We start from the raw sequence: 22,731 nt of genomic DNA on the forward strand, positions 1-22,731 counted from the left end.
GCGTCGCGGGCTGAGCTGCATGCCCAGACCCGGAAGCGAGGAAAGCGCGTCGATTTCGCGCAGGTCCTGCGCGGGTTTCCAGGCGTTCTGATCTGTCCTCCGCAATACGAATCGTGGAAATTCTGCATGACGAAACGGCTTTTGGCCGGCCTCCGGCGCATTGCATCCCAGGTGGCGGAATCGACCAGCCGTTGATCTAATCGAATGAGCAGACTTCACGGCCGGATCCACATCTTCGCGCGAGCGCTGCCGAAGCTCGCCCTCAAGCGGTTGCGGCGCAGGCCTGCGCAGTTGCGGCGCATCCTGATCGCGCATCATCTGCTGCTCGGCGATACGCTGCTCCTGACGGCGCTCGTCGCGAAGCTGCGCGACCAGCATCCGGATGCGCAGATCGTGCTGGCTTGCCCAAAGTCGATTGCGCCGCTGTATGCGAAGCGGCCGTTCGGCGTCGACGCGTTCGCGTTCGATCCGCGCGACGGCGCGTCGGTCAGGCGTCTCCTCGCGTCGGGGCCATACGACCTCGGCATCGTCGCGGGCGATAACCGGCATAGCTGGCTTGCGCTCGGCGCGGGCTGCCACTGGATCGTCGCGCATGCGGGCGACGCGCCCGCGTGGAAGAACTGGCCGGTCGACGAATTGATCCCGTATCCGGACGCGCCTGCCGCGTGGGCCGATTTCGCCGCCGAGCTGGTCGGCGGGCCTGCGCCGCGGCCGTACCGTCCGGCCGACTGGCCTGCGCCGCAGGCGAGCGCGCCGCTGCCTGCCGAATTGCGCGAGCGGCCCTACGTGGTGCTGCATCCGGGCGCGAGCACTGCGGTCAAGCGCTGGCCGGCCACGCGCTGGCGCGAGCTCGCGGAGCGCGTGGAGGCGGCAGGCTATCTGCCCGTCTGGAGCGGCGGGCCGAGCGAAGTCGGACTCGTCGCCGAGATCGGTCCCGATCCCGCGCAACCGAATCTCGCGGGACGGCTCGGCCTCGCCGACCTGTGGCATCTGTTGAGCAGTGCGCGGGCGGTGGTGTGCCCCGATACCGGTATCGCGCATCTCGCGCGTCTCGTCGGCGCGCCGACCGTTGCGCTGTTCGGCCCTGGCAACGCCGGCATTCACGGCGCGGGCCGTTATTGGCAAGATGCGCCGTTCGTCGCGCTGACGATTGCGGACATGCCGTGCCGCGACCAGCCGTCGATTTTCCGGCGCCATGTCGCGTGGGTGCGGCGCTGCGACCGCAATGCGGCAACGTGCGTCGCCTGGCGCGGCGACCATGCGGACTGCATGGGCCGTCTTTCAGTGGATGCGGTGCATCGTGCGCTGCAAAACGTTTTGGCGCTTGCGCCGTCAAGTTCAAGTCGATGACGATAACAACATCGCGCGTCGAGCGCGTGCTCTGGATTGCTTGTCCTACGTTGATGTTCGCCGTGATGTTCGGTCACATGAACGGGGTCGTCAACACGACGCTCGCGTTGATCGGCGTCGGCACGCTCGCCGGCATCCTGTCCGCGAGCAGGCCGCCGCTCCGGCAATGGCCGCTCGTTCTGCCGATTGTCGCGTGGGCCGCTTGGAGCCTCGCGTCGGTCGGCTGGTCGCTGTACCGGCACGTCAGCATGCGCGCCTGGCTCGACGAGGTGCTGTATCCGCTCGTCACGTTCTGGGGCTTCTGGCTTTTCGGCTCGCGCGTGAAGCGTCCGGAATGGCCGGTGCTCGTCGTGGCGGGGGCATGCGTGCTGCTTGCGCTCTTGAGCGCGTTCTACTGGGGGCGCTTGCAGCCGCCGACGCCGACGAACTTTCCGATCCGTTTCTACAACCGCGTTGGCCATACGAGCACGCTCGTCGTCTTCGCGATGCCGCTCTTCGCGGCGTTGCTGCTGCGCGCCCGCTGGCGCGTGACCGGCGCGATCGGGCTTCTCGCGTGCGGCTTCGTCGGGCTCGCGAGCCTGAACCGCTTCTTCTGGCCGGCCGCGGGCGCGACGCTCGTCGTCGCGTTCTTCCCGGTCTATCGGCGCCGGCTCGGCGTGAGCGTCGTCGCGATCGCGATCCTCGGCGCCGCCGCGCTCGGAATGCTCGAATACAGCGCGCGCGAGCGCGACCCGTCGGCGTCCACGGCGGCGGCATCAGCGTCGTCGGCCGCGCGCGACATCAAGGTCGCGGGCCAGCGAGTCTACGTGCCGGGCGAGCTGAACGCGCTCGGCGATACGCTGTCGTCCGACACGCGGCCGAAGCTCTGGGCGTTCTACGCCAAGGAGGGCAAGCACCACGCGTGGCTCGGCGTCGGTTTCGGCAAGCCGCTGCCGGGGCATGCATACGCGGCCGATGCACCGCCGCTGCTGCTGCAGATCGAGCCGCAGGCGCTGACTCACGCGCACAACCTGTTTCTCAATACGTGGCTGCAGACGGGCTACATCGGCGTCGCGCTGGAGGCGATGCTGTTCCTGAGCCTCGCGGGCGCGTTCTGGCGGCTGCGACGCGACGTGCCGGCGATGTCCGCGGCCGGGCTTGCGCTCGTCGTCGGAATGATCGCAAAGAACACCGTCGACGACTTCATGTGGCAGACGACGATGCTCGCGTTCTGGTCGTTCGCGGGCTTTCTGCTCGGGCACGGCGAACGCGAGGCGGGCGTTTCGCGCGCGTTGCAGACCGGGGGCGCGCGATGACGACGCCTGCCGCTCCCGCGACCGCCGCCGCACCGGCGGCGGACGTGGTTCACACGAGTGCGCGGCGCGTGCGCATCCTGTTCCACATCGACGACTTCGGCAAGGGCGGCACCGAGACTGCGCTGCTCGCGTGGCTCAATGCGCTCGATCGCCGTGCGTTCGAGATCGGGCTGTCGGTCGCGTACCCGACGCAGGACCTGGCGACCTGGTGCGCGAGGGCGATTCCGTCCGATGTCGCGGTGCACGTGCTCGCGCCGGAGCGCTGGATGCATGCGCTGCATCAGCGCGAGCGCGTGCGCAAGCTGCGCGGCGGCGAGAAGGTGCTGCACAAGGCGTCGACGCATGCGTTGATCCGGCCGCTCGTTGCGCGTCGCTTTCTGCGGCTCGCGCGCGGCTACGATGTCGTCTGCGATTTCGATTTCTCGTTGCGTCGCATCGCGGGGCAGGGCGGCGTGCGATGGATCGGCGTCAGTCACTACAGCTTCGCCGCGCGGTTCGGCGACAAGAGCGCGTCGTACATGGCGCGGCGCATCGGCCAGTACGAGCGCTATGCGGCATTGGCGGTGCTTACGCCCGACATGCGGCGCGAAGCGGAGCGGCTCTTCGCGAACACTCGCGTCGCCGTCACCGAGCTGCCGAATGTGATCGATCCGGTCGCGCTGCGCGCGCGGGCGGCCGAGCCGGCCGAGTTGCCGGCCGGGCGCTTCATCGTGTCGGTCGCGCGGCTCGACGAAGGGCAGAAGGATCACCGCACCTTGCTGCGCGCATACGCGAAGGTGCGCGCGCGCCGCGCCGATGCGCCGCGTCTCGTGCTGGTGGGCGAAGGTCCGGATCGCCGAGTGCTCGAGCAGCTCGCGGACGAACTCGGGTTGCGCGACGCGGTGCAGTTCGCCGGCTTTTGTGCGAATCCGTTTCCATACGTGCGCGCGGCCGACATGCTGATCCTGAGCAGCCGCTACGAAGGCTTCGGGATGGTGCTCGGCGAGGCGATGGCGCTCGGCAAGCCGGTGATCTCGACGGATTGTCCGACGGGGCCGCGCGACCTGCTCGACGGCGGCCGCGGCGGGCTCCTCGTGTCGCCAGGCGACGCCGACGCGCTTGCCGACGCGATCGAGCGGATGCTTGCCGACGACGCGTTGCGCGCTGCGCTCGTCGCGCATGCGTCGCACAAGATCGAATCGTTCGGGCCGCGCGCGGCGAACGCGCGCATGCAGGCGCTCGTCGCAAAGCTGCTCGAATCGGCGTGAGCTCGCCCGCGCCGCACAGGTGCGCGGCGCGAATTCGCTAAAATGTCCAGTCGCCCGTTCTTCCTGCCTTCATCGTGACTGCTCAGTTGACGCTTCTCCGGCCGCCGCGCACCATCCTCGTGTCCTGTACGCGCCGCCTCGGCGACGTGTTGCTGACGACGCCGCTCGTCCGGTCGCTGAAAGCGCGTTGGCCCGATGCGCAGATCGACATGATCGTGTTCCGCGGTACCGAAGGCGTGCTCGAGCACAATCCGGACATCCGCCGCGTGATCACGGTCGCGCCGCGCGCGCGGCCGAAGGCGCGCATCGCCGACGCGCTGCGCATCTGGCGCAAGTACGACCTCGCATGCGCGGCGATCAGCTCCGATCGCGCGCGCTTCTACGCGTTCTTCGCGGGCCGCAAGCGGGTCGGGCTCGTCGATCCCGAGCGGGTGACGCGGCTCACGCGCTTCATCCTGAACGGCATCGCGCTCGACCAGCATCGCGACGTGCATACGGTCACGAGCAACCTCGCACTCGCCGACGTGCTCGGCGTGACGCCGCACGCCGACGTCGTCGCGCCCGGCATCGGCGACGATCCCGCCGCGCGCGCGCGTTTCGACGCAAAGCTGTACGCGACGCCCGCGCTGTCGCGCGGCGAGCCGTACGTCGTGCTGCATCCGTATCCGATGTTTCGCTACAAGCAGTGGCGCGAGGACGGATGGATCGACCTCGTGCGCTGGGCGCGCAGCCAGGGCTTCGCGGTCGCGCTGAGCGGCGGTCCCGCGCAGGCCGAGCGCGACTACGCCGCGCGGATCGCGCAGGCGTCGGGCGAGCCGGTGCTGAACATGGCGGGTGAGCTGTCGTTCGGCGAGAGCGCCGAAATGTTCCGGCGCGCGCGGCTCTTCATCGGCCCGGACACCGGCGCGACGCATGTCGCAGCCGCATCCGGCGTCCCGACGATCGCGCTGTTCGGGCCGTCGAATCCGACTCGCTGGGGCCCGTGGCCCGTGCATTGGCCTGCCGGCAACGAGCCGTGGCCGCTGCGCGGCTCGGGGCGGCGCGGCAACGTCTATCTGCTGCAGGGCGAGGGCGATTGCGTGCCGTGCAAGCTCGAAGGCTGCGATCGGCATCTGGACAGTTGGAGCCGATGTTTGACGGAAATGTCGTCGGCACGCGTGATCGGCATCGCGACCGAGATGCTCGGTCTCGATGCATCGAATACGCAGACCGATATTGCGGTGCCGGTCGGCATCAGCAAGCTCGGCGCACGGAAGTAGGGGGGCGTCGATCTTGGCGAGCCGGTGTGCTGGCGGTTCTGTCGCGGACGCGCTCGCTCGGGCGTGTGTGGGCGGGAGACGCAAGACGCGCTTGCGGGACGCGTGTTGTGCGACCGAGCCGGCGCGGTTCCTGTGAGCGGCGCGCCCGCGCTGCGCAGGCGGCCGCCTCGCGCGAACACGCGCTTCGCCGACGGCGCAATCGCGTCGCAGCAGCCGACATTCGACGACAGGATGACGGGCGTTCCGCACATCACCGACTCGATGCCGACGAGCCCGAACGGCTCGTATCTCGACGCGAGGATCGTGAAATCGGCGGCGCGATAGCCGTCCTCGATGTCCTTCACGTTGCCGGCGCCGCCCCGCAGCGCATCAGTCGCGTGTTTGTTCCGGCCGCGAATACCCGAGTTTCAGGAAGCGGTAATAGACCGTCTCCGCATTGAACACGGCGATCATGAAGCCCGCCCGTCCATCCAGGAAACCCCGCCGCAGCAGATAGGTTCGCACGAACGCCCACGCACCGCGGCCGAGCGCCTTCGCGAATCCGCCTCGCTTGCCTGCCGCGCGCCGTTGCGCAGCGCCCGCGCTCGAATACGCGTCGAGCTTGCGCAGCACGGTCTCGAAGTCTTCGTACGAATAGTGGAGCAGCTTGCCGTCGAGCTTCGCGGCCGGCCCGTCGAACACGAGCCGCTCGTGGACGAGGTCGTCGGAAAAGCGCGCCGCGCCGCGCTTGAAAAGCCGAGGCACCCAGTCCGGATACCAGCCGCCGTGCCGCACCCAGCGGCCGCAGAAGCTCGACAGCCTGTCGAGCGCGTAGACCTGCGCGTGCGGCGCGCGCATCGCCGTCTGGATTGATGCGGCGAGCTCGGGCGTGACGACCTCGTCGGTATCGATCGACAGGATCCAGTCGGTGTCGAGCGCGGCGACCGCGCGATTCTTCTGCGGTCCGAATCCGGGCCAGTCGGCCGCGACGATCACGCGCGTGCCGTGCGCTTTCGCGATCTCGACGGTCGCGTCGGTGCTGCCGACGTCGACGACGACGACGTCGTCGGCGAACGACAGCGCGTCGAGGCATTCGGCCAGCCGGGCCGCGGCGTTGTGGGCGATAAGGGCGACGCCGAGAGTGGGTTCTGCCATGAAAGCGGTGTCTGAATACGAGGTGGGCGTTGGGCGGTGAGCGCGAGTATACCCGCGCGTCGCGCGGCGGCTGGCGAGATCGCGCAACCGGGGCGGGATGGCGCGCTTGCGGCGAGCGCCGGGGACGGCGGCTGTGGCCCGTCTACGGTCTTCAGGCGGGGTTGGGCGGAATGGAGGGGCTCGGCCGGGCGGGGACGCCGGTGGATCGGAGGGTCCGACGAATCGAGGGCGGGAAGGCGGAACGGCAGGAGGACGGCGGCGGGAAGGAGGAACGCGCAAGCGCGGCCGATGCGTCGTCGATTTGCGTCTCCTCACGCTTTTTCATCTCGACCCGTAATTCCGGGCGGATCTGGTGCAATGTGCTACCTTTTTCTATGTCTATGCGCGCCGGCGCTGACAGCCGGTTGCGCCTTTTCACGGAGAGACTCGATGAAAGCACATCGTTTGCTGTGGGTTTCGATGGTCGCTGCCGGCGCGCTCGTGTCGTCGCTTGCAATCGCTCAACCGTCGCATGGTCCGGGCGGACCGGGCGACGAACGCTACGGGCAGCCTCCCGGCACGCATGACGAACGCGATCACGGTGATCACGGCGGTCCGCGTCCGGGCGAGCATCGCGGCGGCGAAAATGCCGCATGGCGTCGCGGCGACCGCCTGCCCGACGAATACCGCGACCGCCAGTACGTGATCGACGACTGGCGCGGGTACCACCTGTCGCCGCCGCCGCGCGGCTATCACTGGGTCGGGATCGGCGGCGATTACCTGCTCGTGCGCATCTCGACGGGCGTCATTCTGCAGATCGAGCCGTAAGCCGGTCGACGCGCTGCCCGCTGTCTGCCGTCTGCTCCACGATGGCATGGGGCGGAACGGGTGCCGGCTATCCGTTTCCGGGCGATTCGGGGCGGGCGCTGCGGCCTCGGCCCGTGGCAGCGCGGGGCGTCCGCCCATCGGTCCGGACGCGATGGATGCGTCGCCGCCCGTCGCCGCTCTTCCATTTCCGCGCTTCGCCGGCTGCTTCCTGCTCCTGCCGCGACGTCAGCCCTTGGCAAACCAGCGCCGCTCGATCTGCGACATCGTCCAGCCGACCGCCATCGCGCACGCGGTGCCGAGCGTCACCTCGCCGAGCCGCACGAGCGGGATGTCCCACAGCGGCCCTTCGCCCGGAAACAGCAGCACGATCGTCGCGGTGATCGCGCCGAGCCGCGCCGCGCTGCCGACGTTCAGGCACCAGCAACAGATGATCGCGATCACGATCGTGACCGCGTACGTGACGACGTGGCCGGAGCCCGTCGCCGCGGCCGCGAAGCCGATCAGGCCGCCCACCATCGCGCCGATGAACTGGTCGCGCGACAGATTGATCGTGTCCGCGTAGTTGTGCTGCGTGACCGCGATCGCTGTGATCGCTGCCCATACGGCCTGCTCGGTGTGCAGCGCGCGGCCGATGCCGTACGCGAGACACGCGCCGCCTGCGGCCTGCACGGCCATCAGCACGCCCTGCATCAGGCGCTCCTTGAGCGACAGGCCCTTGAACAGGTCGAGCACCGACTGCTGGATTTGCCGACGTGTGTCGTTGAAAGCTTTGATCGTTTCCATCTCGTTCAGGCGAGGATCGGGAAATAGAAGGGGGGATGCCGGGCAGACTAAAGGCGAAGGAGGCGGTGCGTAGCGCCCATCGCTTCCCGCCGTCTGCGTTTCGAGACGGTGCCGGTGCACCGACGGCGGCGAACGGCGACCGCGGCGGGTGGCTGCGCGCATCGCCGCCGCATCAACCGTGACCGTGCCGTGTGCCGTTGCGCGCCAGTCACCGCGCCGGCTCGGCGCTCGAACGCTGCGCGTCTTCGACGAGCGCCGCGTCGCGCGTCTCGGGCATCGCGAACCAGACGAGCAGCGTCGCGAGCGCGCCCGCGGTGGCAAGCCCGAAGAAGCTCGTGGCGTTGCCGAAGTGATCGGCGGCGAAGCCCGCGACCGCGGTGCTGAGCGTCGCGCCGATGCCCGCCGCGAGCCCGAAGAGCCCGATGCACAGGTTGTAGCGGCCCTTGCCGCCCGCGACGTCGGCGGCGATGAGCGGCAGCATCACGCCGAACACGGCGGCGCTGATGCCGTCGAGCATCTGCACCGGCACGAGCAGGTAAGGGCTCGACACGCCGGCGAACAAGAGCGCGCGCAGCGGCAGCGCGGCGAAGCCGAGCAGCAGGATCGGCCGGCGTCCCCAGCGCTGCGCGGAGCGGCCGACCCACGGCGACAGCATCGCGACGATCGCTTGCGGGACGATGATGCACGCGGCGATCACGAGCTGGACGTTCTCGCCCATGCCCGCCGTGACTTCGCCCGCCGCGAGGTTGAGCATTGCCGCGTTCGACAGGTGGAACAGCACGACGCACGCGGCGAAGATCAGCATCCGCCGGTCGCGCAGCAGCTCGCGCAGTGTCTCGCGCTCTTCGTCTTCGTCGGCGTCGTCGGCGTCGTCGCGCGCGGCGGGTGCGCGCGGCGTCGCGTGATGGTGGTGGTGGGTCGGCTCGATCATCGCGAGCGCGACGAGCGCGGGCAGCGCGAGCGCGGCCGTCAGCCAGAACACCGCGCGCGCGGAGAAGTACTCGCCCGTGAGCCCCATCAGACCCGCCGCGACTGCGCTGCCGAGCGACGCCCAGCGCGCGTTGCGGCCGAGCCGGCCGCCGAGGCTCTCGCGGCCGACGAGCGCGAACGAGATCGCCGCCATTGCCGGCACGAGCATGCAGCTCGCGAAGCCGTGGAACACCTCGGCCGCGATCACCGGCACGATGGTCGGGCTCGCGGCGAGCAGCACCGCGGACAGGATGATCGCGGCGATCGCCCATGCGGCCGCGCCTTTCTTGTTCCTCAGCGCGTCGACGGCCGCGCCGCCCGGCACCTGGCTCACCATCGCGCTGATCGTGCCGATCGACAGCACCATGCCGATCTCGCCCTGCGTCCATTTGTGCGACGCCAGATACGACGCGATGAACGGACCGAAGCCCGTTTGCACGTTTGCGACGAAGAAGTTGAGCCAGTCGAGGGCGCGCAGGCTACGCGCGCTGACCGCATGCCGGACCGTCATCGTTTCGCACCTGCCTGAGCGGCGGCCGGCGCGGCTGCGGGCGCGGCGGGCGAGACGGCGAGGATCGGCTTGTCGCCCGCATAGGGCGGCGACGCCTTCAACTGCGCTTCGTTCAGATCGAGGAGCGCGCGCAGCGACTTGTCCTTCGGCGCGAAGCGCAGCGCCGACCAGTTCGCGGCGATCGTGTGCCGGTCCGGATCGACGAGGCCGCCGACGTCGAGCACGACCGCCTGCGGCTGCGCGTCGCGGCCGATCAGCACGTCGACGACGCGGCCGACCTTCGCGCCGTTCGGGCGCTCGACGTCGGCATCGATGATCCGCATCTGGCCGGGAGCGGCGCCCGCGTGCGTCGATCCCGTCAGCGGCACCGCCTTCGGACGGTCGGCGGGCGGCAGTTGCGTGGCGGCCGGCATGTCGAGGACGATCGGCTCGTGCCTGCCGCCCGGTATGAAGCGGAACAGCTTCCACGGGAAGCTGACCTTGCGGTCGCCGACGCCCATGAAGCCTTGCAGGTTCACGAGCATTTCTCGCGGCGCGCCGCTCGCGTCGGCCGTCATGTCGACCGCGCGGCCGATCACCTTGCCGCTGCGCCGCACTTCGCTGTCGAGGAGTGCATGCACTTGGCTGCGCTCGATCGCGCGCGTCGTGACGAGCGGCGCGGGCGCAGGCGCGGGAGGCGGCAGTGGCGGCGCGGCGCGCGCGGGCTTGCGCGGCGGCGCGGCCTCGCGGCGCGGCTTCGGCGGCGCCGCGGCTTCGGCGGGCTCGGGCGCGCTCGCCGGCTTGGGCGCCGCGACGGGCTCGCTCGCCGGCTCGACGGGCACGGCGACCGCTTCGACGACGGGCGCGGGCGCTTGCGGCGCGCGGAACAGCGCACAGCCGGACAGTGCGAGCGTGGCGAGGACGACGGGAGCCGCAGTGGCGACGGGAAGGGGGAGACGGAAGGCAGGATGCGGGAATCCGCCGCTCATCAAGAAATACTCCATGGACTGGGGCAGGCCGCATGGGCGGCATGGCTGTCGATGATGGCTGACGCCCGGAGGGCATCGCGGGAGGACAGAGTTTAACCTGTGAGGAATACGTGCCGGGAAAACGGCGACGGCGGCGCGCGGCGGATGCCGATGCGGGACGTCTGAACGGAATGGTACGCCCGTGCGGGCGGCGGCGGGGCAGGTAGCGGATGGGGCGGGAACGGTCGATGGCGAATGGCGAACGATTCAGCCGTTCCCCGACGCGCGTCGTGCGATTTCCTTGCGTCCGCGAGGCGCGAACCGGCCGCCCGCCCGCGCGACGCGACGGCCGGGATGCCCGGCGGTCGGCGACGCTGGAGCGCCGTGCGTTGGCTCTCGGCCAAACGAGCGCCGGGCGCGACGCCCGGCCGCCCGACGTTCCCTTACACCGTTTCCGGAATCCGATTCCTGAAGCTGACGTTGAGCAGGTTCCACGCATTGATGGTCGCGATCGCGAAGCCGAGTTCCGCGATTTCGGCGTCGGAGAAGTGCGCCTGCAGTTCCGCGAACGCCGCGTCGCTCGGGTCCGTGTGCGGAATCCGCGCGACGCTTTCCGCCCATTGCAGCGCGGCGCGCTCGCGCGCGTCGAAGAATGGCGCTTCGCGCCAGCCGGCGACGGCGCTCAGGTGCCGCTGGTCGACGCCGAGCCGCACGAGATCGCGCCAGTGCATGTCGATGCAGTACGCGCAGCCATTGACCTGCGACACGCGCAGGAACACGAGATCGACGAGCCGCTTGTCGAGCGCGCCGCTCCACACGGTTTCGGACAGATGGAGCAGCGCGTTGAACGACTTCGATGCGAGCTTGGGGTACGGGAGGCGGGGGGCGTGTGCCATGATCGGTTTCCTCGTGAAGGCGGGGCCGCTCGATGCGGCCCTCGCCTACAAGACGCGGCACGTCGCGCGTTTGTGACAGATTTTTGCAAGGAGGCGTCGCGGGGCAGTGTGGTGCGACGCGGTCGGCATCGATGGCCGTTCGGACGATGGGATGGGCTTCGGGCTGTGCCATACCATATCCAGTACCAGACGAACCGAGCTGAATCGAGCTGAGGAGAGCTGGGCTGAGCCGGGGCAGCCCTGTCCGGTCTTGGCGGGGCGGGCGTCACGCGAGACATCGCGCCAGCGCGATTGCGCCGCGCGCCATCGCCGCGTTCACTTGTCGCCGGTCGGAATGTGCGCGAGCTTGTCCGGATTGCGCACCGCGTAGATCGCGACGATCCGCGCGCCGTCGGTGACGAACGCCTGCGCGGATTCGATCTGCCCGTCGATGAAGCGCAGCAGGCCCGGCTCGCCGTTGATCTGCGCGAGCCGATACGCGACCCGCCCGACGTTGCGCCTGCCGACGGCCCAATACAGATTCGCGATCCGGAGCGCGCCGCGCAGCACCTTGAAAAACGACGGCACCTTGCCGCCGCCGTCGCCGACGAGCTCGACGTCGTCGGCGAGGAGCGCCTGGATCGCGCCGCGCTCGCCGCTCGCGGCGGCCCGCGCGAAGCGCTCGACGAGCTGCCGGTGCCGGTCGCGCGACACGTCGAAGCGCCGGTGCGCCTGCTGGACGCGCGTCGACGCGCGATGGACGAGTTGCCGGCACGCGGCCTCGCTCTTGTCGAGCAACTGCGCGATCTCTGCGTAGTCGCGTTCGAACGCCTGACGCAGCAGGAACGCCGCGCGCTCCTCGGGCGACAGCCGCTCGAGCACCCAAAGCAGCGCAACCGACAGGTCGTCGGCAAACTCGGCGGCGGTCTCGGGCGTGCGCTCGTCGGCGTCGACGAGCGGCTCGGGCAGCCACCAGCCTACGTACGCGTCGCGCTGCGCCTTCGCGGCGCGCAGCCTGTCGATCGACAGCCGGGTGACAACGGTGACGAGCCACGCCTCGGCCGAATCGAGCGCGTCGTGATCGGCCAGGTGCCAGCGCAGCCAAGCGTCCTGCAGCACGTCCTCGACGTCGGCGCGCGTGCCGAGCATCCGGTACGCGATCGAGAAGAGCCGCGGGCGCAGCGCGGTGAACGGTTCGTCGGATGGCTTCGGTCGGGATGTTTCGGTCATGTTCGTGTGATGGCTTGAATGGCTGACGGTTGGAATCAACAAGACGCGGCAGGCCGGGCTTTTGTGACAGTGGGGAACGGGGCGATGTGCGGATGTTCGGCGCTCCGTCGCTCGCCCGGCGTCGGCGCATCCATCGACTGACGCGCTACGCTCGAGGCCCCGCCGCCCGCGCGTCGTCCCCCGGCTGGGACTCCGGCTGCGGTCCCGGCTCGTCCGCGCGCCGCCGGACGACGGCGAACAGCGCGTCGCGCAGCCAGCGATGCGCGGGACCGGCCTGAAGCCGCGGATGACATGCGGCCGCGAGCGTGAAGCCGCCGACTGCGACGGGCAGCGGCAGCAGATCGAGCCGGTCGGCGAAGCACATGAAGAAGCGCTCGGGCAGCGCACACACGCAGTCGGTTGCTTCGAGCACGGGTGGCGCGAGATGGTACTGCTGCACGGACACCGCGATGAACCGCGTGCGCCCCAGCGCGCGCAGGCGGTCGTCCATGAAGCCGTGAAAGCCGCCGCCGTCGCCCGACACGATTACATGCGCGCGCAGTACGCGTCGAGGTCGGGCGGCGCGAGCCCGCGCGGATGCCCTTTGCGCTGCGTTGTCAACGTGGAGAGAATCAGGCGGAACTGCGGCAAGTGTGGCGATCGTTCAGAAACCTGTCGACGGACTTCGGGCGAGTTCGGTGAATTCGCGCCGGGCCACAAACCTTGCTGCGAGCGGTTTGCGATAGTGTGAAGCGCGCGGCAGATGCCGCTCGAGGGCAAAGTGCTGTCGGATCGGACCGAAGCAGCCGAGGAATGCCGGCGTGCGTTTCGGGTTGCGAAAATCCCGCATGCGCCAGTCGCGTTCGCGCGTCGGCTGGCGGCTGTTCTCAGCCCGGTTGTATAGCCGGGCCGCCGCTTTGACGAACACATGCTTCACGCTCGCCGGTTCAGGAATTTCCGCGCTTGCCGCCGGATAGCTGCGCAACTGATCGGTAACGATCTTGCGTGGCGCGGGACTTGAGCGCAGAACGCGCCTGAAGAAGCGTTTGGCGGCAACCTTGTCGCGCCGCAAGATGTCCAGCTCGGCACCGCGCTCGTCGACCGCCCGCCACAGCACGTATGGCTCGCCGCGCTGCGTCACGAACATCTCGCCGAGGTGCCATGTGCTGCCCGGCTTGCGGCGCGCCGCTCTGACCAGGTGTGCGAAGTCCGCGCCGAATTTATCGCACCAGCATCGGATCGTCTCGTACGTCACGATCACGCCGCGCTCGAAGAGCAATCCCTCAATGTCACGCAAGCTCGACTGGAAGCGAAAATGCCCGCGCACCGCGCAACTGACAGCGCTGGTCGGGAAACGATGACCGTGATAAAAGCGATTTCGATTTCTTCATCACCACATCCTACGCGCTCGACCCTACAACCTGACAATACCCCGGCACGTAATGCCTGCAACGTCTTGGCGAGACATGAACCTCTTTGAGTCCGAGACAGATGGCTTTCGCGCCGGGTTCGCAATTTGGCGGCAGCGCGGCTGCCGCGCGAACCGACTGAGAGAGCATGCGGTCCGGGAGGGGGAGAGGGCTTGCGGCCGTGCCTGGGCGAAGCCGTCCCGGCAACCATTACGCCGCGGCTCGCTGGCTCAGGTTTAACAACACCACGCCGGCCACAATAAAGGCCATCCCCGAAAGCTTCGCAAGCGACGTACCCTCATCGAATACGATCACGCCGACCAAAGCAGTGATTGCTGTGCCGGCACCGGCCCAGATCGCATAAGTAATTCCAATTTCAAGCTGTTTTGTAACAATGCCCATCAGCCATATTGCGCCAACGTAGCACACCCCCATCGCGACTGTATACGAGGGGCGACTTAAGCCATCCGAGCACTTCAGAAATACTGTTCCGACTACTTCGGAAAGAATTGACAGTGAAAGTAATATCCACGGACTCATGATTATCGACTCACAAATATTGGCCGATCTGGGATCGATAGAGCGCATGGAAATGACGCATGCCATCTTCGAGAGGGCTTTGGTACGGCCCCACCTCACAGCCGCCACGTTCCCAAAGTGCGCGCCGGCCTTCGTGCATCCTCTCGCCGATCAGGTTGTCCTCAATTGCAGTCTCAATATATGCTTCGGCGGCAATCCGGGCGCTCGTGATCGAATCTGTGTCAAACAGAATAATTTCTTCCGGATGGAAGAATTCGACATTATTGACGCTGTGTCCGGCGCCGTTGGGGAAGACCGTTGATATCACAAGCACGAGAGGATACCACTCGATCATGACATTCGGGTAAATGTAGAGCCATATTGCTCCATAGTTCGGGAGATCCGATCCATAGTAATCCAGTACTGCGCGATGCCACTTTCGGTAGATCTCGCTGTTTCCCGGCCTCCGCAGTGTGTCTTTGATGCCGACCATCTGCACGCTATACCACTCGCCAAATTTCCACTGGATATTGTCGCAAGTCACGAAATTGCCGAGGCCAGGATGAAATGGCGCGACATGGTAGTCTTCCAGGTAAAACTCGAGGAACGTTTTCCAGTTGTAATTCACGCGATAGCTTTCCGATTTGTCCGGTACATATCGAGTGAAATCAACGATCTCGGCGATCTCTGATGGCAAAGACGCCATCGCGCTCGCAACGTTATGCGGAGCCGCCTCGTATATGATCCCGTTCCATTTTTGTGTCGCGAAATTTTCCAGGTTCAGGCAGGGATTCTCGGGGAAATGCGGCGCTCCGAGCAGGGTTCCGTTGGGGGCGTACGTCCATTGATGCAATGGGCACGTTATGTAAGAAGCGGTCCCACGCCCCTGCAGTATGGTGGCCTGACGATGTCGACAAACGTTCGACAGTAAATTGATGCCATTTTCGGCATGAACCATGATCCGTCCGTTGTTTTCATGAGAGAGCACTAAATAATCCCCGACGTGCGGGATCCACTGCTCATGTCCGAGGTACTGCGGAAAGACTTCGAAGATCAGATCGCGCTCGAGTTTTAAAACGTCTTCGTCAAAATAGGATTTGACTGGAAGCTGAGCAAAACGATTATCTGGCATAATGCAGCTCTCTATATCGATCACTTGGACGGCTCTCTCTCTCGGTGATATTTCCAATTTTGTGCGAGCGAATTAGAAGTCGATCCGCCGTGTTCTCGACTTGCCTTGCAGATGGGCAGGCCTGTGCCTTACAGATAGACAGGCCTGCATACTCTACGGATGGAGTCCCTCGTCTGCAACAACTTTTTTCGCTACTGTCGTGGCACCAAATAAAGCATCGATTCAACTCTATGCGAAGCCACGCCGCGCATCGGTCAGCGCATGGACGCGCGACAGCCATGGAATGGTTACTTAATTTCCATCTTCCTGTAATAAGTTGTCGGGCGAGAGACGGGACATTCTGGAGAGAGGAGCCCACTTTTTTACCCAGCGCGGCTACTGCGTCGTTCGTGATTTCGTGAAGGAAAAATGCACCCGATCTCGCGATTTTGTACGGTGTTAGATTGATATCCGGAGTGCTTGACAAGCAATAATGTAATTATTTGACGCAGAAACAACTGCACGGGATTGGTGATGCCAGTATATGAATTAGAAATATTCCATCATTAAAATGGTGCACTTGGTCGTATGCAAATCTGTTTGTTTTCTCTTTCCCGCGTTCTGAACGATCGATGGACTGCGAATTACCAAGGTTATGCCACGCGGACGCCCGTTCCATTCGACGGCGCATGCCGGTAAATGAGGCGGGCGACGGTCAGGTTCTGCAAAGGGCGCTGTCAACGTGGAGAGAATCAGGCGGAACAGCGGCAAGTGTGGCGATCGTTCAGAAACCTGTCGACGGACTTCGGGCGAGTTCGGTGAATTCGTGCCGGGCCACAAACCTTGCTGCGAGCGGTTTGCGATAGCGTGAAGCGCGCGGCAGATGCCGCTCGAGGGCAAAGTGCCGTCGGATCGGGCCGAAGCAGCCGAGGAATGCCGGCGTGCGTTTCGGGTTGCGAAAATCCCGCATACGCCAGTCGCGTTCGCGCGTCGGCTGGCGGCTGTTCTCAGCCCGGTTGTTTAGCCGGGCCGCCGCTTTGACGAATACATGCTTCACGCTCGCCGGTTCAGGAATTTCCGCGCTTGCCGCCGGATAGCTGCGCAACTGATCGGTAACGATCTTGCGTGGCACGGGACTGATCGCCGCGGCATCGGCGGATCGGGGCGAGCCCGCGCATGCGCGAGCACGGCGGTCGACGGGCGATGCGCTACTTCGGCGGCAGCGAACGGACGAATTCGAGCGCCGCGTCGAGCAGCCGGCGACGGAGCGCATCGTTGCCGTACGCCTCCGGCGCGACGCGCACCCAGCCTTGCATCGGCCTGCCGCGCGAGATCATCCGTACGATGCCTGACCGCTGCAACGCCCAGCCATCGTTGTCCTTGCCGAGCCTGACGAGCATTCCGTCGTCGCGGGCGCAGCAGAGCAGGTTGCCGTCGAGCAGCCATGCCCAGCCGCCGAACATCGCCTTCGCGGTGAGGTTGCGCTCGAACTTCAGTTCGTCGTCGACGAGCGCTTCGAGGTCGGGATCGCGAGCCATGCGACGTTTTCCGTTGATGGGCGGCGCAGCGTGCGCTGTGCGCTGGTGAGCGTGCCGACCGCGCCGGCATCTTTCATCGTAGCGCGTGTGCGGCGCGGCGCAAATGCGCATGCCGGCGCTCGGGGGCGCCATTTTTCGAAGAGCGTCCTGGATGCGCGTGAGCGAGGCGCACCGTGCGCTGGGCGGGGCGATGCCAATGCCAATGTCGACGTCCGACGTCCGGTAGACGGTGGACGGCGAATTGCGAATGGCCAATGATCGATGGCGAACGGCGAACGGCGAACGGCGAACGGCGAACGGCGAACGGCGAACGGCGAACGGCGAACGGCGAACGGCGAACGGCGCGCATGCCGCTTGCATTTCGTCGTTCGTCGGGATGTCGCAGGTAGCAGCCGGCGCCGCCTGCCGCGCGGTCAATAGCCGTGCGTGACGAGCGACAGCACCGACAGATCCGGATGCGTGCCGTCGACGATGCTGCAGCCGATCGACACCGCTTCGTGGAACGCCTCGTCGGCGGTGCGAAAGCTCTCTTCGCCGTCCGCGTGAAACGGCACGGTGTGGCCGGGCAGCTTTGGATCGGCGCCCGGATGGCACACGTAGCCCGTGTACGTGTAGCGGTTCGCGCCGGCTTGCGTCGGGGTCGGCGACACGTGAATCTCGAAGCCTTCGTAATCGACTTGTCGAGACGGAATCGGCGATTCGGACATGGCTGTCTCCTGGGTCGCGCCCGGCGCCCGGCGCCGATCGCGCGGTCGTTTTTCGTTGTCGTCCTTTGAAGAAAATTCTAGGCGATCGAATCCCGAATAGCTCGTTGTCTCCCGCCGGGAACGGCTTGCCATCGATCGATTGACTTTTTTTCGATCGATCGATCGACCGGCCCGGCCCGGCCCGGCTCGGCCCGGCTCGGCCCGGCTCGGCTCGGCTCGGCTCGGCTCAGCTCGACTGGCGGCGTTGGGTGAATCCGCGGCGCGCCGCTTGCTGCGCGACGGACTCGTTTACTGCAGGAGGCACCATGCGACCCGAATTTTCTCGAAGCATATGGCGAGCGGTCGCCGTCGGCGTGACGGCGGCCGGATTGGCGGTAGCGATGTCCTCGTGCTCGAAGCAGGGCGGCAGCGCCGCATCCGCCGGCGGGTGAGGACGGACCGCGCCGACCGGGCGCGCGGCGCGCATCGGACGTGCCGCGCGCCGGCGCTCGATCGGGAGAGGGCGTCGGCTGGAGCCGCACGCTGATTCCCGCCGACGAGCCATGCGAACCATACGAGCCGCCCGGCGGCAATTCGGCGGAAAGGCCGCAGCAACCGTTCGCTCGGTCCGGGCGAATTCGCCGGGCAGCGGCGGCGTCGCGGGCGCGAACGAGCGTCCGTTCGACGTCGATACCGACCGCGACGTTCGTGCGTTCGAAACGAGCGCCGCCGAACTCGACAGCAATACGGATCGCACGGAGAGGCCGAGCGCCCGTTGGCGGACGGCGGCTCGACGCTCGACGAACACGCGGATTTCGAGCCGGTCTGCACCGAGCGAGCGCCCAAGTCGACGCGCAAGGGCTGAGCGGGGCGCGGCGTTTTTTTACAATGCGAGCGCAAATCGCGGCGGCGCCAGCCGAGTCGCGCCGGCAGCGAATCGAACTGCAGGGTGCTGCGTCTCTTGCGCCGCATGAGTGCCCGGCAAACGGCCCGATCGATTCGAGCAGCGTCGACCGAGCGGCTGTTTGCACGACGTAGCGAATTTTCCCGTTTTGTGTCGCGCGACGGGTCCTCGGCCGAATCAGTCATCGGCGCTGCATCGTCCGCATCCGTCGGGCAACGGCCATCGTCGACCGCCGCCGCCTCGCTGCCGTTCGCCACGCACCGTGGCGTGTCAATCGGGAGCGCGAGGATCGACTCATTCAGCCCGGCGGAGCTTGCCGCATGCAGGCCGCCGCGCCCGTACCGCCGGCGTCTTCAGACGGGCCGGCGCGTCTGAAGACGCAGATCGGCGCGATCAGTCGAAAGCCAGGACGGAATGGTATAGATGCAGCAGATCGTCGGTGGTCGCGAATCCGTCGATTCGAAGCCATGACTTGCCCGGCGCCGCGCGCAGCAGGAAGACCGGGTTGTGATCCATCTTGTCCTGCCGGTACACGTTGAAGGCTTTCTGCGCGGCGATGCTCGCCGCCGCCGTTCCCGTGTAGTGCTGCCACTCCGGTCCCGCACCGAACTTCGCTGCGTACTCGCGCAGGCGCGCAGGCGTGTCGTTTTCCGGATCGATCGAAATCGACACGATGTGGACTTTGTCGCGGTCCGCGCCGAGCTCGTGCTGGAGTTGCGACAGGGTCTGACTGATCACCGGGCAGATCGATGTGCAGGTGGTGTAGATGAACGTCAGCACGACCGGACGTCCGTCGTCGAGCTCGTCTTTCAGCGCGACGGTCTTGCCGTCGTCGCGCACGAGCGTCACGGCCGGTACGGTATAGGCCACCGTCGATGTCTTCATGCTCGACATCATCATGTGGTGATGCGCATGCATGTCTTCTTGAGCCGATGCCGGATGTCCGATAAGCGTGAGCGCGCCGGCCGCGATCAGCGTGTTGGCGAATGTGGAAAGCTTCCCGATCATGTTCATTTCAGTCTCCCTGAGTGGTGAGCCGCGTTGCTCGTCGTCGGCTTGGGCGACGCGCTTGCAGCGTGGCGAATCATCGTCCTGCGAATCGGACAGGGCGATGTCGGCGTCTACGGAACGGTCCACGCTCCGTCGGCCACGATGCGCGTGCCGCTCGTGTCCGCGAAGTGAACCATGTAGCCGCCTTTCGATGCGAGGCGCTGTCCCGGCGCAAGCGTCAGGCGCGGATAGTAGCCGGTGATCACACGCTGTTCGAGCGTGTCTTCGATGCGCTCGACGAGATAGTCGCGAACGTAGGTTCCGGTCACGTGGCCGAGCGCTTCTTCGAGCAACACGCACGCGAGGAAGGTGTCCGCTTGAACCTGTTGATCGACGATCGGGACGTGTCTGGTGGCCGCCCAGTCGAGCATGTAGTCGACGCGTCGGCGCACGCGATCGGGCATGTCGAACGGATACGCGATGTGCGTGACCGCACGCCAGCCGCCAGGCAGCGGCGCATGATCGAGGCCGCCCATCATGCCGGACATATAGACCATCCGCGTCGGCGCGGCTTGGCCCAACGTCGCGATATCGGCGGGGCGCAGCCACAGCACGAGCGCGTCGTTTTTCGAGATGCCGTTCAACGCTTTCACGGCGCGATCGGCCGGCATCAGCGCGTGGCGAGACACGTCGAATCCCCGTGCACGCAAGGCGGTGGCGAGCGCTTGCGCACCCGCTTCGCCGCTGTCGCCGACCCGATACACTTCGTGGACCGTTTGTGGCGCGACGTCGTGGCCGCCTCGGGCGATTGCCGACGCGATCAGTCCGGCCTCCAGCAGCACGCCGTTCGAGAAGTAGATCGAATAGAAGTCGTCGTTGCGGGCGTCCGGCACCTCGACGTTCGGAAACAGGCATGGAAGACGGGCGTGCTCGCAGAACGCGCGAACGGGCGCCCAGTTTCGCCCGCCCAGTCCCGAGATCACCGCGAACACCGGCTCGGCGGCCAGATGCCGGGCGAGCTGCGCTTCCCACGTCGATGCCGTGCCGCTCAGTTCCCAGACGTGCAGTTGCCAGCGGCGCGAAGCCGAGGCCGGCGCGTCGCTCGACATCGACAGATGCGGCGGGGCCGCGCTCGCCGGAAACGCGTCCTTGTCGGCGAAGTAGTGCCGCAGCACGTCGAGCGTTGCGCGGCGCTTCACGGGCTCGGCGTCCGGCGTCGTGATCGTCGCGAAATGCAGGACAGTGCCGGTGACGCCCGGCGCGGGCCGCGGATCGAGGCGTTTCAGGTAGCGGAGCAACGCCGCCATGTCGTCGTCGTTCAACGCGAAACGCGGCATCAGGTAGCCTAGGCGTTGGCCTTGCGCATCGATTCCGCTACGGATCGCACGGGCGAGCGTCACGTCGGTATAGGCGGCGCGATCGCTGCGCATGCTCTCCACGTACGGCATGCCGGGACGCTCCCCGCTCAGCGTGCTTGGATGGAACAGATACGTTCCGGCGATCGGCGGGACCGTCGTGAATCCCGATCTGGCTCCGAGGCCGCTGCGCCGATGGCAGTTGACACAGGCGACCGCGGGTCCTTCCATGTGTAAGCCGCCTTCGCGCAGCGCCTGAAGCGGCGCGCCGGAACTCAGCGTGCCGTTGCGATAGATCGCCTCGCCGGGATCGTTCGTCGGCGGTCCGTCCGCCCGCGCTGTCACGGTGGCGGACAGCGCGAGCGTCAGGGTGAACAGCGGCGCGAGCCGCGTCGGCACAAGCGCCGGCACAGCGGACGGATGCGCGGCGGCCGATGCGGCGGCCCCGGCTGTCCGACGCCATCCGCCATGCGAGCGGGCGTGGTCCGGCATCGGCGGTTTCGAATCTCCGCCGTGTTCTGGCAGCGCCCGTTCGGGCAGATCCTCGTCACGGCGCATCGATCAGCGCTTGCACCAGATTGCCGGCGATCGGACGTCCGAGTCCGGTGACGTAGTCGTAGCCGGGCATCGCGTCGCACAACGCGCCGCATGCGCCGTTCGCGCCGCTCGTGACGTCGTAGAAAGTCGTTCGGTACGAAGCGGACGCGATGCCGTACAGCACCGCTTCGACGGCGCTGACCGCATTCAGCGTGGATTTGCCGCGCTCGACCCGCACGCCGTTCGCGATCGCGAGCAGGCCCGACCATTGAGGCGCGCCCGCGCTCGTTCCGCCGACCACGAACCAGCCGCGCTGCCCGCCGTATCCGTACGAGTCGTATATCGCGAAACCCGGCGCCGGGTCTCCGGCGTAGGAGACGTCGGGCACGCCTCGCACGCCGGGCGTGTCGAACGGAATCCCATAGCGTGTCTGATACGGCGGCTCGGATTCGATTGCGCTCTGGCCGCCGCCGCTTCCGGGCCACGCCGTTTCGCCGACATAACGGCCGCTTGCGTCGGTGACGATCGTCGTCGCACCGACCCCGAGCACGTATGGCGACGCGGCGGGGTAGTCGACGGCGTTCCCGCCGTCGCCGGACGCGGCGACGAACGACACGCCGTTCGCGCTCATGAACTGGCCGTCAAATTGCGTTTCCGACAGAAACTCGCTGCCGCCCCAGCTCATCGACACGACTTTCGCGCCGGCGCCTTCGGGCGGCGCCGCGACGGCCGCGGCCACCGCGCTCATCATGTCGGTGAAGGTGTCGGATGCCGCTTCGATCAGCACGATCTTCGCGTCGGGCGCGATCGCATGCGCCCACTGGACGTCGAGCGAACTTTCCAGCGCCCAGCCGGCATCCGCGGGCGGACGGCTTCGATCGGCAGTGGCGTAGATCTTGGCGAAGCATCGATTGGCCGCATTGCAGGGCGGCAGGCCGAAGCTGCGGCTGAACGCGTCGAGATCCGCCTCGGCGTTGGGGTTGTCGTATGCGTCGACGATCGCGATGACTTGTCTGCTGCCGCGATAATTGCGCGGCAACTGATCGAATCCGTAGAAATTCCGGATCTGCGCCGGAGACAGGCCGCCCGGGCTCTCGGCCGTATGCCCGCGCAGATGGAACGGCGGGCGCGTGAAGCCGCGAGGCGGCCGATTCGGTTGCTGCGCAAACGGCGCGGCCGTCGAGAGCGCAAGCGTGGCCGTTGCGGCGAGCTTGCCGAGCGCATGCCGTAGCGAGTGTCGCTTCATGTCGTTTCTCTGCTGTGAGCGATCCGGACGGCGCCGGCGATCCTTCGATC

20 protein-coding genes and 2 pseudogenes are annotated in these 22,731 nt (G+C 67.0%); 5 read left to right on the forward strand and 17 right to left on the reverse strand.

Annotated features, from left to right (window positions below; genetic code table 11):
• Window positions 1-204 precede the first annotated feature (204 nt).
• The 4 genes from WS69_RS03760 (at window position 205) to WS69_RS03775 (ending at window position 5,151) form a co-directional block, all read left to right on the forward strand.
• Window positions 205-1,350 carry a glycosyltransferase family 9 protein gene (locus tag WS69_RS03760; protein ID WP_059469469.1) on the forward strand — a complete coding sequence of 382 codons (1,146 nt, stop codon included), beginning with the start codon at window positions 205-207 and terminating at the stop codon, window positions 1,348-1,350.
• Complete coding sequence (locus tag WS69_RS03765) at window positions 1,347-2,645, forward strand: O-antigen ligase family protein (protein WP_059469470.1); 1,299 nt, start codon at window positions 1,347-1,349, stop codon at window positions 2,643-2,645. Before WS69_RS03760 ends, WS69_RS03765 begins: the two co-directional genes overlap by 4 nt.
• On the forward strand, window positions 2,642-3,892 hold the full coding sequence (locus WS69_RS03770) for a glycosyltransferase (protein ID WP_059469471.1): 1,251 nt from the start codon (window positions 2,642-2,644) through the stop codon (window positions 3,890-3,892). Before WS69_RS03765 ends, WS69_RS03770 begins: the two co-directional genes overlap by 4 nt.
• Before the next feature lie 86 nt (window positions 3,893-3,978).
• Window positions 3,979-5,151 (forward strand): glycosyltransferase family 9 protein, encoded by a 1,173-nt coding sequence (locus tag WS69_RS03775; protein WP_059469472.1) that lies wholly within the window; start codon window positions 3,979-3,981, stop codon window positions 5,149-5,151.
• A gap of 164 nt (window positions 5,152-5,315) precedes the next feature.
• Here WS69_RS03775 and WS69_RS30005 read toward each other — a convergent pair.
• Together WS69_RS30005 and WS69_RS03785 are read right to left on the reverse strand one after the other, a co-directional pair.
• Window positions 5,316-5,501 (reverse strand): annotated as a pseudogene (locus tag WS69_RS30005) (glycosyltransferase); the annotation flags it as partial.
• Between the two features lie 19 nt (window positions 5,502-5,520).
• Window positions 5,521-6,285, reverse strand: coding sequence for a glycosyltransferase family 2 protein (locus tag WS69_RS03785; RefSeq protein ID WP_059469474.1), 765 nt, complete (start codon window positions 6,283-6,285; stop codon window positions 5,521-5,523).
• Window positions 6,286-6,714: 429 nt separating this feature from the next.
• Between WS69_RS03785 and WS69_RS03790 the strand changes: the two genes are divergently transcribed.
• A complete protein-coding gene (locus tag WS69_RS03790) occupies window positions 6,715-7,092 on the forward strand; it encodes an RcnB family protein (protein ID WP_059469475.1) in 378 nt (125 codons plus the stop codon).
• Window positions 7,093-7,317: 225 nt separating this feature from the next.
• Here the strand turns inward: WS69_RS03790 and WS69_RS03795 are convergent, their stop codons facing one another.
• The 15 genes and pseudogenes from WS69_RS03795 to WS69_RS03865 all read right to left on the reverse strand — a co-directional run bounded on the left by WS69_RS03795 (window position 7,318) and on the right by WS69_RS03865 (window position 22,681).
• A complete protein-coding gene (locus tag WS69_RS03795; RefSeq protein WP_059469476.1) occupies window positions 7,318-7,875 on the reverse strand; it encodes an FUSC family protein in 558 nt (185 codons plus the stop codon).
• Between the two features lie 208 nt (window positions 7,876-8,083).
• Window positions 8,084-9,355 (reverse strand): MFS transporter, encoded by a 1,272-nt coding sequence (locus WS69_RS03800; RefSeq protein WP_059469477.1) that lies wholly within the window; start codon window positions 9,353-9,355, stop codon window positions 8,084-8,086.
• Complete coding sequence (locus tag WS69_RS03805) at window positions 9,352-10,323, reverse strand: hypothetical protein (protein WP_059469515.1); 972 nt, start codon at window positions 10,321-10,323, stop codon at window positions 9,352-9,354. Before WS69_RS03805 ends, WS69_RS03800 begins: the two co-directional genes overlap by 4 nt.
• A gap of 422 nt (window positions 10,324-10,745) precedes the next feature.
• Window positions 10,746-11,198 (reverse strand): carboxymuconolactone decarboxylase family protein, encoded by a 453-nt coding sequence (locus WS69_RS03810; RefSeq protein WP_059469478.1) that lies wholly within the window; start codon window positions 11,196-11,198, stop codon window positions 10,746-10,748.
• 315 nt (window positions 11,199-11,513) lie between these two features.
• Window positions 11,514-12,407, reverse strand: coding sequence for an RNA polymerase sigma-70 factor (locus WS69_RS03815; RefSeq protein ID WP_059469479.1), 894 nt, complete (start codon window positions 12,405-12,407; stop codon window positions 11,514-11,516).
• A 145-nt stretch (window positions 12,408-12,552) separates the two neighbouring features.
• Window positions 12,553-12,930 carry a hypothetical protein gene (locus WS69_RS03820; protein WP_231747062.1) on the reverse strand — a complete coding sequence of 126 codons (378 nt, stop codon included), beginning with the start codon at window positions 12,928-12,930 and terminating at the stop codon, window positions 12,553-12,555.
• A gap of 120 nt (window positions 12,931-13,050) precedes the next feature.
• On the reverse strand, window positions 13,051-13,713 hold the full coding sequence (locus WS69_RS03825; RefSeq protein WP_059469480.1) for a DDE-type integrase/transposase/recombinase: 663 nt from the start codon (window positions 13,711-13,713) through the stop codon (window positions 13,051-13,053).
• Between the two features lie 292 nt (window positions 13,714-14,005).
• A complete protein-coding gene (locus tag WS69_RS03830; protein ID WP_082715915.1) occupies window positions 14,006-14,335 on the reverse strand; it encodes a DMT family transporter in 330 nt (109 codons plus the stop codon).
• A 10-nt stretch (window positions 14,336-14,345) separates the two neighbouring features.
• Window positions 14,346-15,446, reverse strand: a complete 1,101-nt coding sequence (locus WS69_RS03835) for an aromatic ring-hydroxylating oxygenase subunit alpha (protein WP_082715926.1) — start codon at window positions 15,444-15,446, stop codon at window positions 14,346-14,348.
• A gap of 763 nt (window positions 15,447-16,209) precedes the next feature.
• A pseudogene (locus WS69_RS30010) lies at window positions 16,210-16,563 on the reverse strand (DDE-type integrase/transposase/recombinase); the annotation flags it as partial.
• Between the two features lie 70 nt (window positions 16,564-16,633).
• Window positions 16,634-16,963: a TfoX/Sxy family protein gene (locus WS69_RS35445; protein WP_059469483.1), complete on the reverse strand. Its 330-nt coding sequence runs from the start codon at window positions 16,961-16,963 to the stop codon at window positions 16,634-16,636.
• Window positions 16,964-17,376: 413 nt separating this feature from the next.
• The gene (locus WS69_RS03850) at window positions 17,377-17,670 is read right to left on the reverse strand and encodes a hypothetical protein (protein ID WP_059469485.1); all 294 of its coding nucleotides are present in this window, start codon (window positions 17,668-17,670) and stop codon (window positions 17,377-17,379) included.
• Window positions 17,671-18,946: 1,276 nt separating this feature from the next.
• On the reverse strand, window positions 18,947-19,567 hold the full coding sequence (locus WS69_RS03855; protein WP_059469486.1) for an SCO family protein: 621 nt from the start codon (window positions 19,565-19,567) through the stop codon (window positions 18,947-18,949).
• A 107-nt stretch (window positions 19,568-19,674) separates the two neighbouring features.
• A complete protein-coding gene (locus tag WS69_RS03860; RefSeq protein WP_231747064.1) occupies window positions 19,675-21,390 on the reverse strand; it encodes a c-type cytochrome in 1,716 nt (571 codons plus the stop codon).
• Window positions 21,391-21,445: 55 nt separating this feature from the next.
• On the reverse strand, window positions 21,446-22,681 hold the full coding sequence (locus WS69_RS03865) for a S53 family peptidase (protein ID WP_059469487.1): 1,236 nt from the start codon (window positions 22,679-22,681) through the stop codon (window positions 21,446-21,448).
• Window positions 22,682-22,731 lie beyond the last annotated feature (50 nt).

The organism is Burkholderia sp. BDU5 (genome assembly GCF_001522845.1).
In the GTDB taxonomy this organism is placed as follows: Bacteria; Pseudomonadota; Gammaproteobacteria; order Burkholderiales; family Burkholderiaceae; genus Burkholderia; species Burkholderia mayonis.

Bases quoted from the DNA above. Each gene is read 5' to 3' on its own strand.
- WS69_RS03835 (WP_082715926.1), bottom strand. From the start codon at position 15,446: ATGCCAGATAATCGTTTTGCTCAGCTTCCAGTCAAATCCTATTTTGAC.
- WS69_RS03800 (WP_059469477.1), bottom strand. From the start codon at position 9,355: ATGACGGTCCGGCATGCGGTCAGCGCGCGTAGCCTGCGCGCCCTCGAC.
- WS69_RS03770 (WP_059469471.1), top strand. From the start codon at position 2,642: ATGACGACGCCTGCCGCTCCCGCGACCGCCGCCGCACCGGCGGCGGAC.
- WS69_RS03795 (WP_059469476.1), bottom strand. From the start codon at position 7,875: ATGGAAACGATCAAAGCTTTCAACGACACACGTCGGCAAATCCAGCAG.
- WS69_RS03850 (WP_059469485.1), bottom strand. From the start codon at position 17,670: ATGTCCGAATCGCCGATTCCGTCTCGACAAGTCGATTACGAAGGCTTC.
- WS69_RS03815 (WP_059469479.1), bottom strand. From the start codon at position 12,407: ATGACCGAAACATCCCGACCGAAGCCATCCGACGAACCGTTCACCGCG.
- WS69_RS03810 (WP_059469478.1), bottom strand. From the start codon at position 11,198: ATGGCACACGCCCCCCGCCTCCCGTACCCCAAGCTCGCATCGAAGTCG.
- WS69_RS03790 (WP_059469475.1), top strand. From the start codon at position 6,715: ATGAAAGCACATCGTTTGCTGTGGGTTTCGATGGTCGCTGCCGGCGCG.
- WS69_RS03765 (WP_059469470.1), top strand. From the start codon at position 1,347: ATGACGATAACAACATCGCGCGTCGAGCGCGTGCTCTGGATTGCTTGT.
- WS69_RS03855 (WP_059469486.1), bottom strand. From the start codon at position 19,567: ATGAACATGATCGGGAAGCTTTCCACATTCGCCAACACGCTGATCGCG.
- WS69_RS03860 (WP_231747064.1), bottom strand. From the start codon at position 21,390: ATGCCGGACCACGCCCGCTCGCATGGCGGATGGCGTCGGACAGCCGGG.
- WS69_RS03830 (WP_082715915.1), bottom strand. From the start codon at position 14,335: ATGAGTCCGTGGATATTACTTTCACTGTCAATTCTTTCCGAAGTAGTC.
- WS69_RS03785 (WP_059469474.1), bottom strand. From the start codon at position 6,285: ATGGCAGAACCCACTCTCGGCGTCGCCCTTATCGCCCACAACGCCGCG.
- WS69_RS03760 (WP_059469469.1), top strand. From the start codon at position 205: ATGAGCAGACTTCACGGCCGGATCCACATCTTCGCGCGAGCGCTGCCG.
- WS69_RS03805 (WP_059469515.1), bottom strand. From the start codon at position 10,323: ATGAGCGGCGGATTCCCGCATCCTGCCTTCCGTCTCCCCCTTCCCGTC.
- WS69_RS03865 (WP_059469487.1), bottom strand. From the start codon at position 22,681: ATGAAGCGACACTCGCTACGGCATGCGCTCGGCAAGCTCGCCGCAACG.
- WS69_RS35445 (WP_059469483.1), bottom strand. From the start codon at position 16,963: ATGGCTCGCGATCCCGACCTCGAAGCGCTCGTCGACGACGAACTGAAG.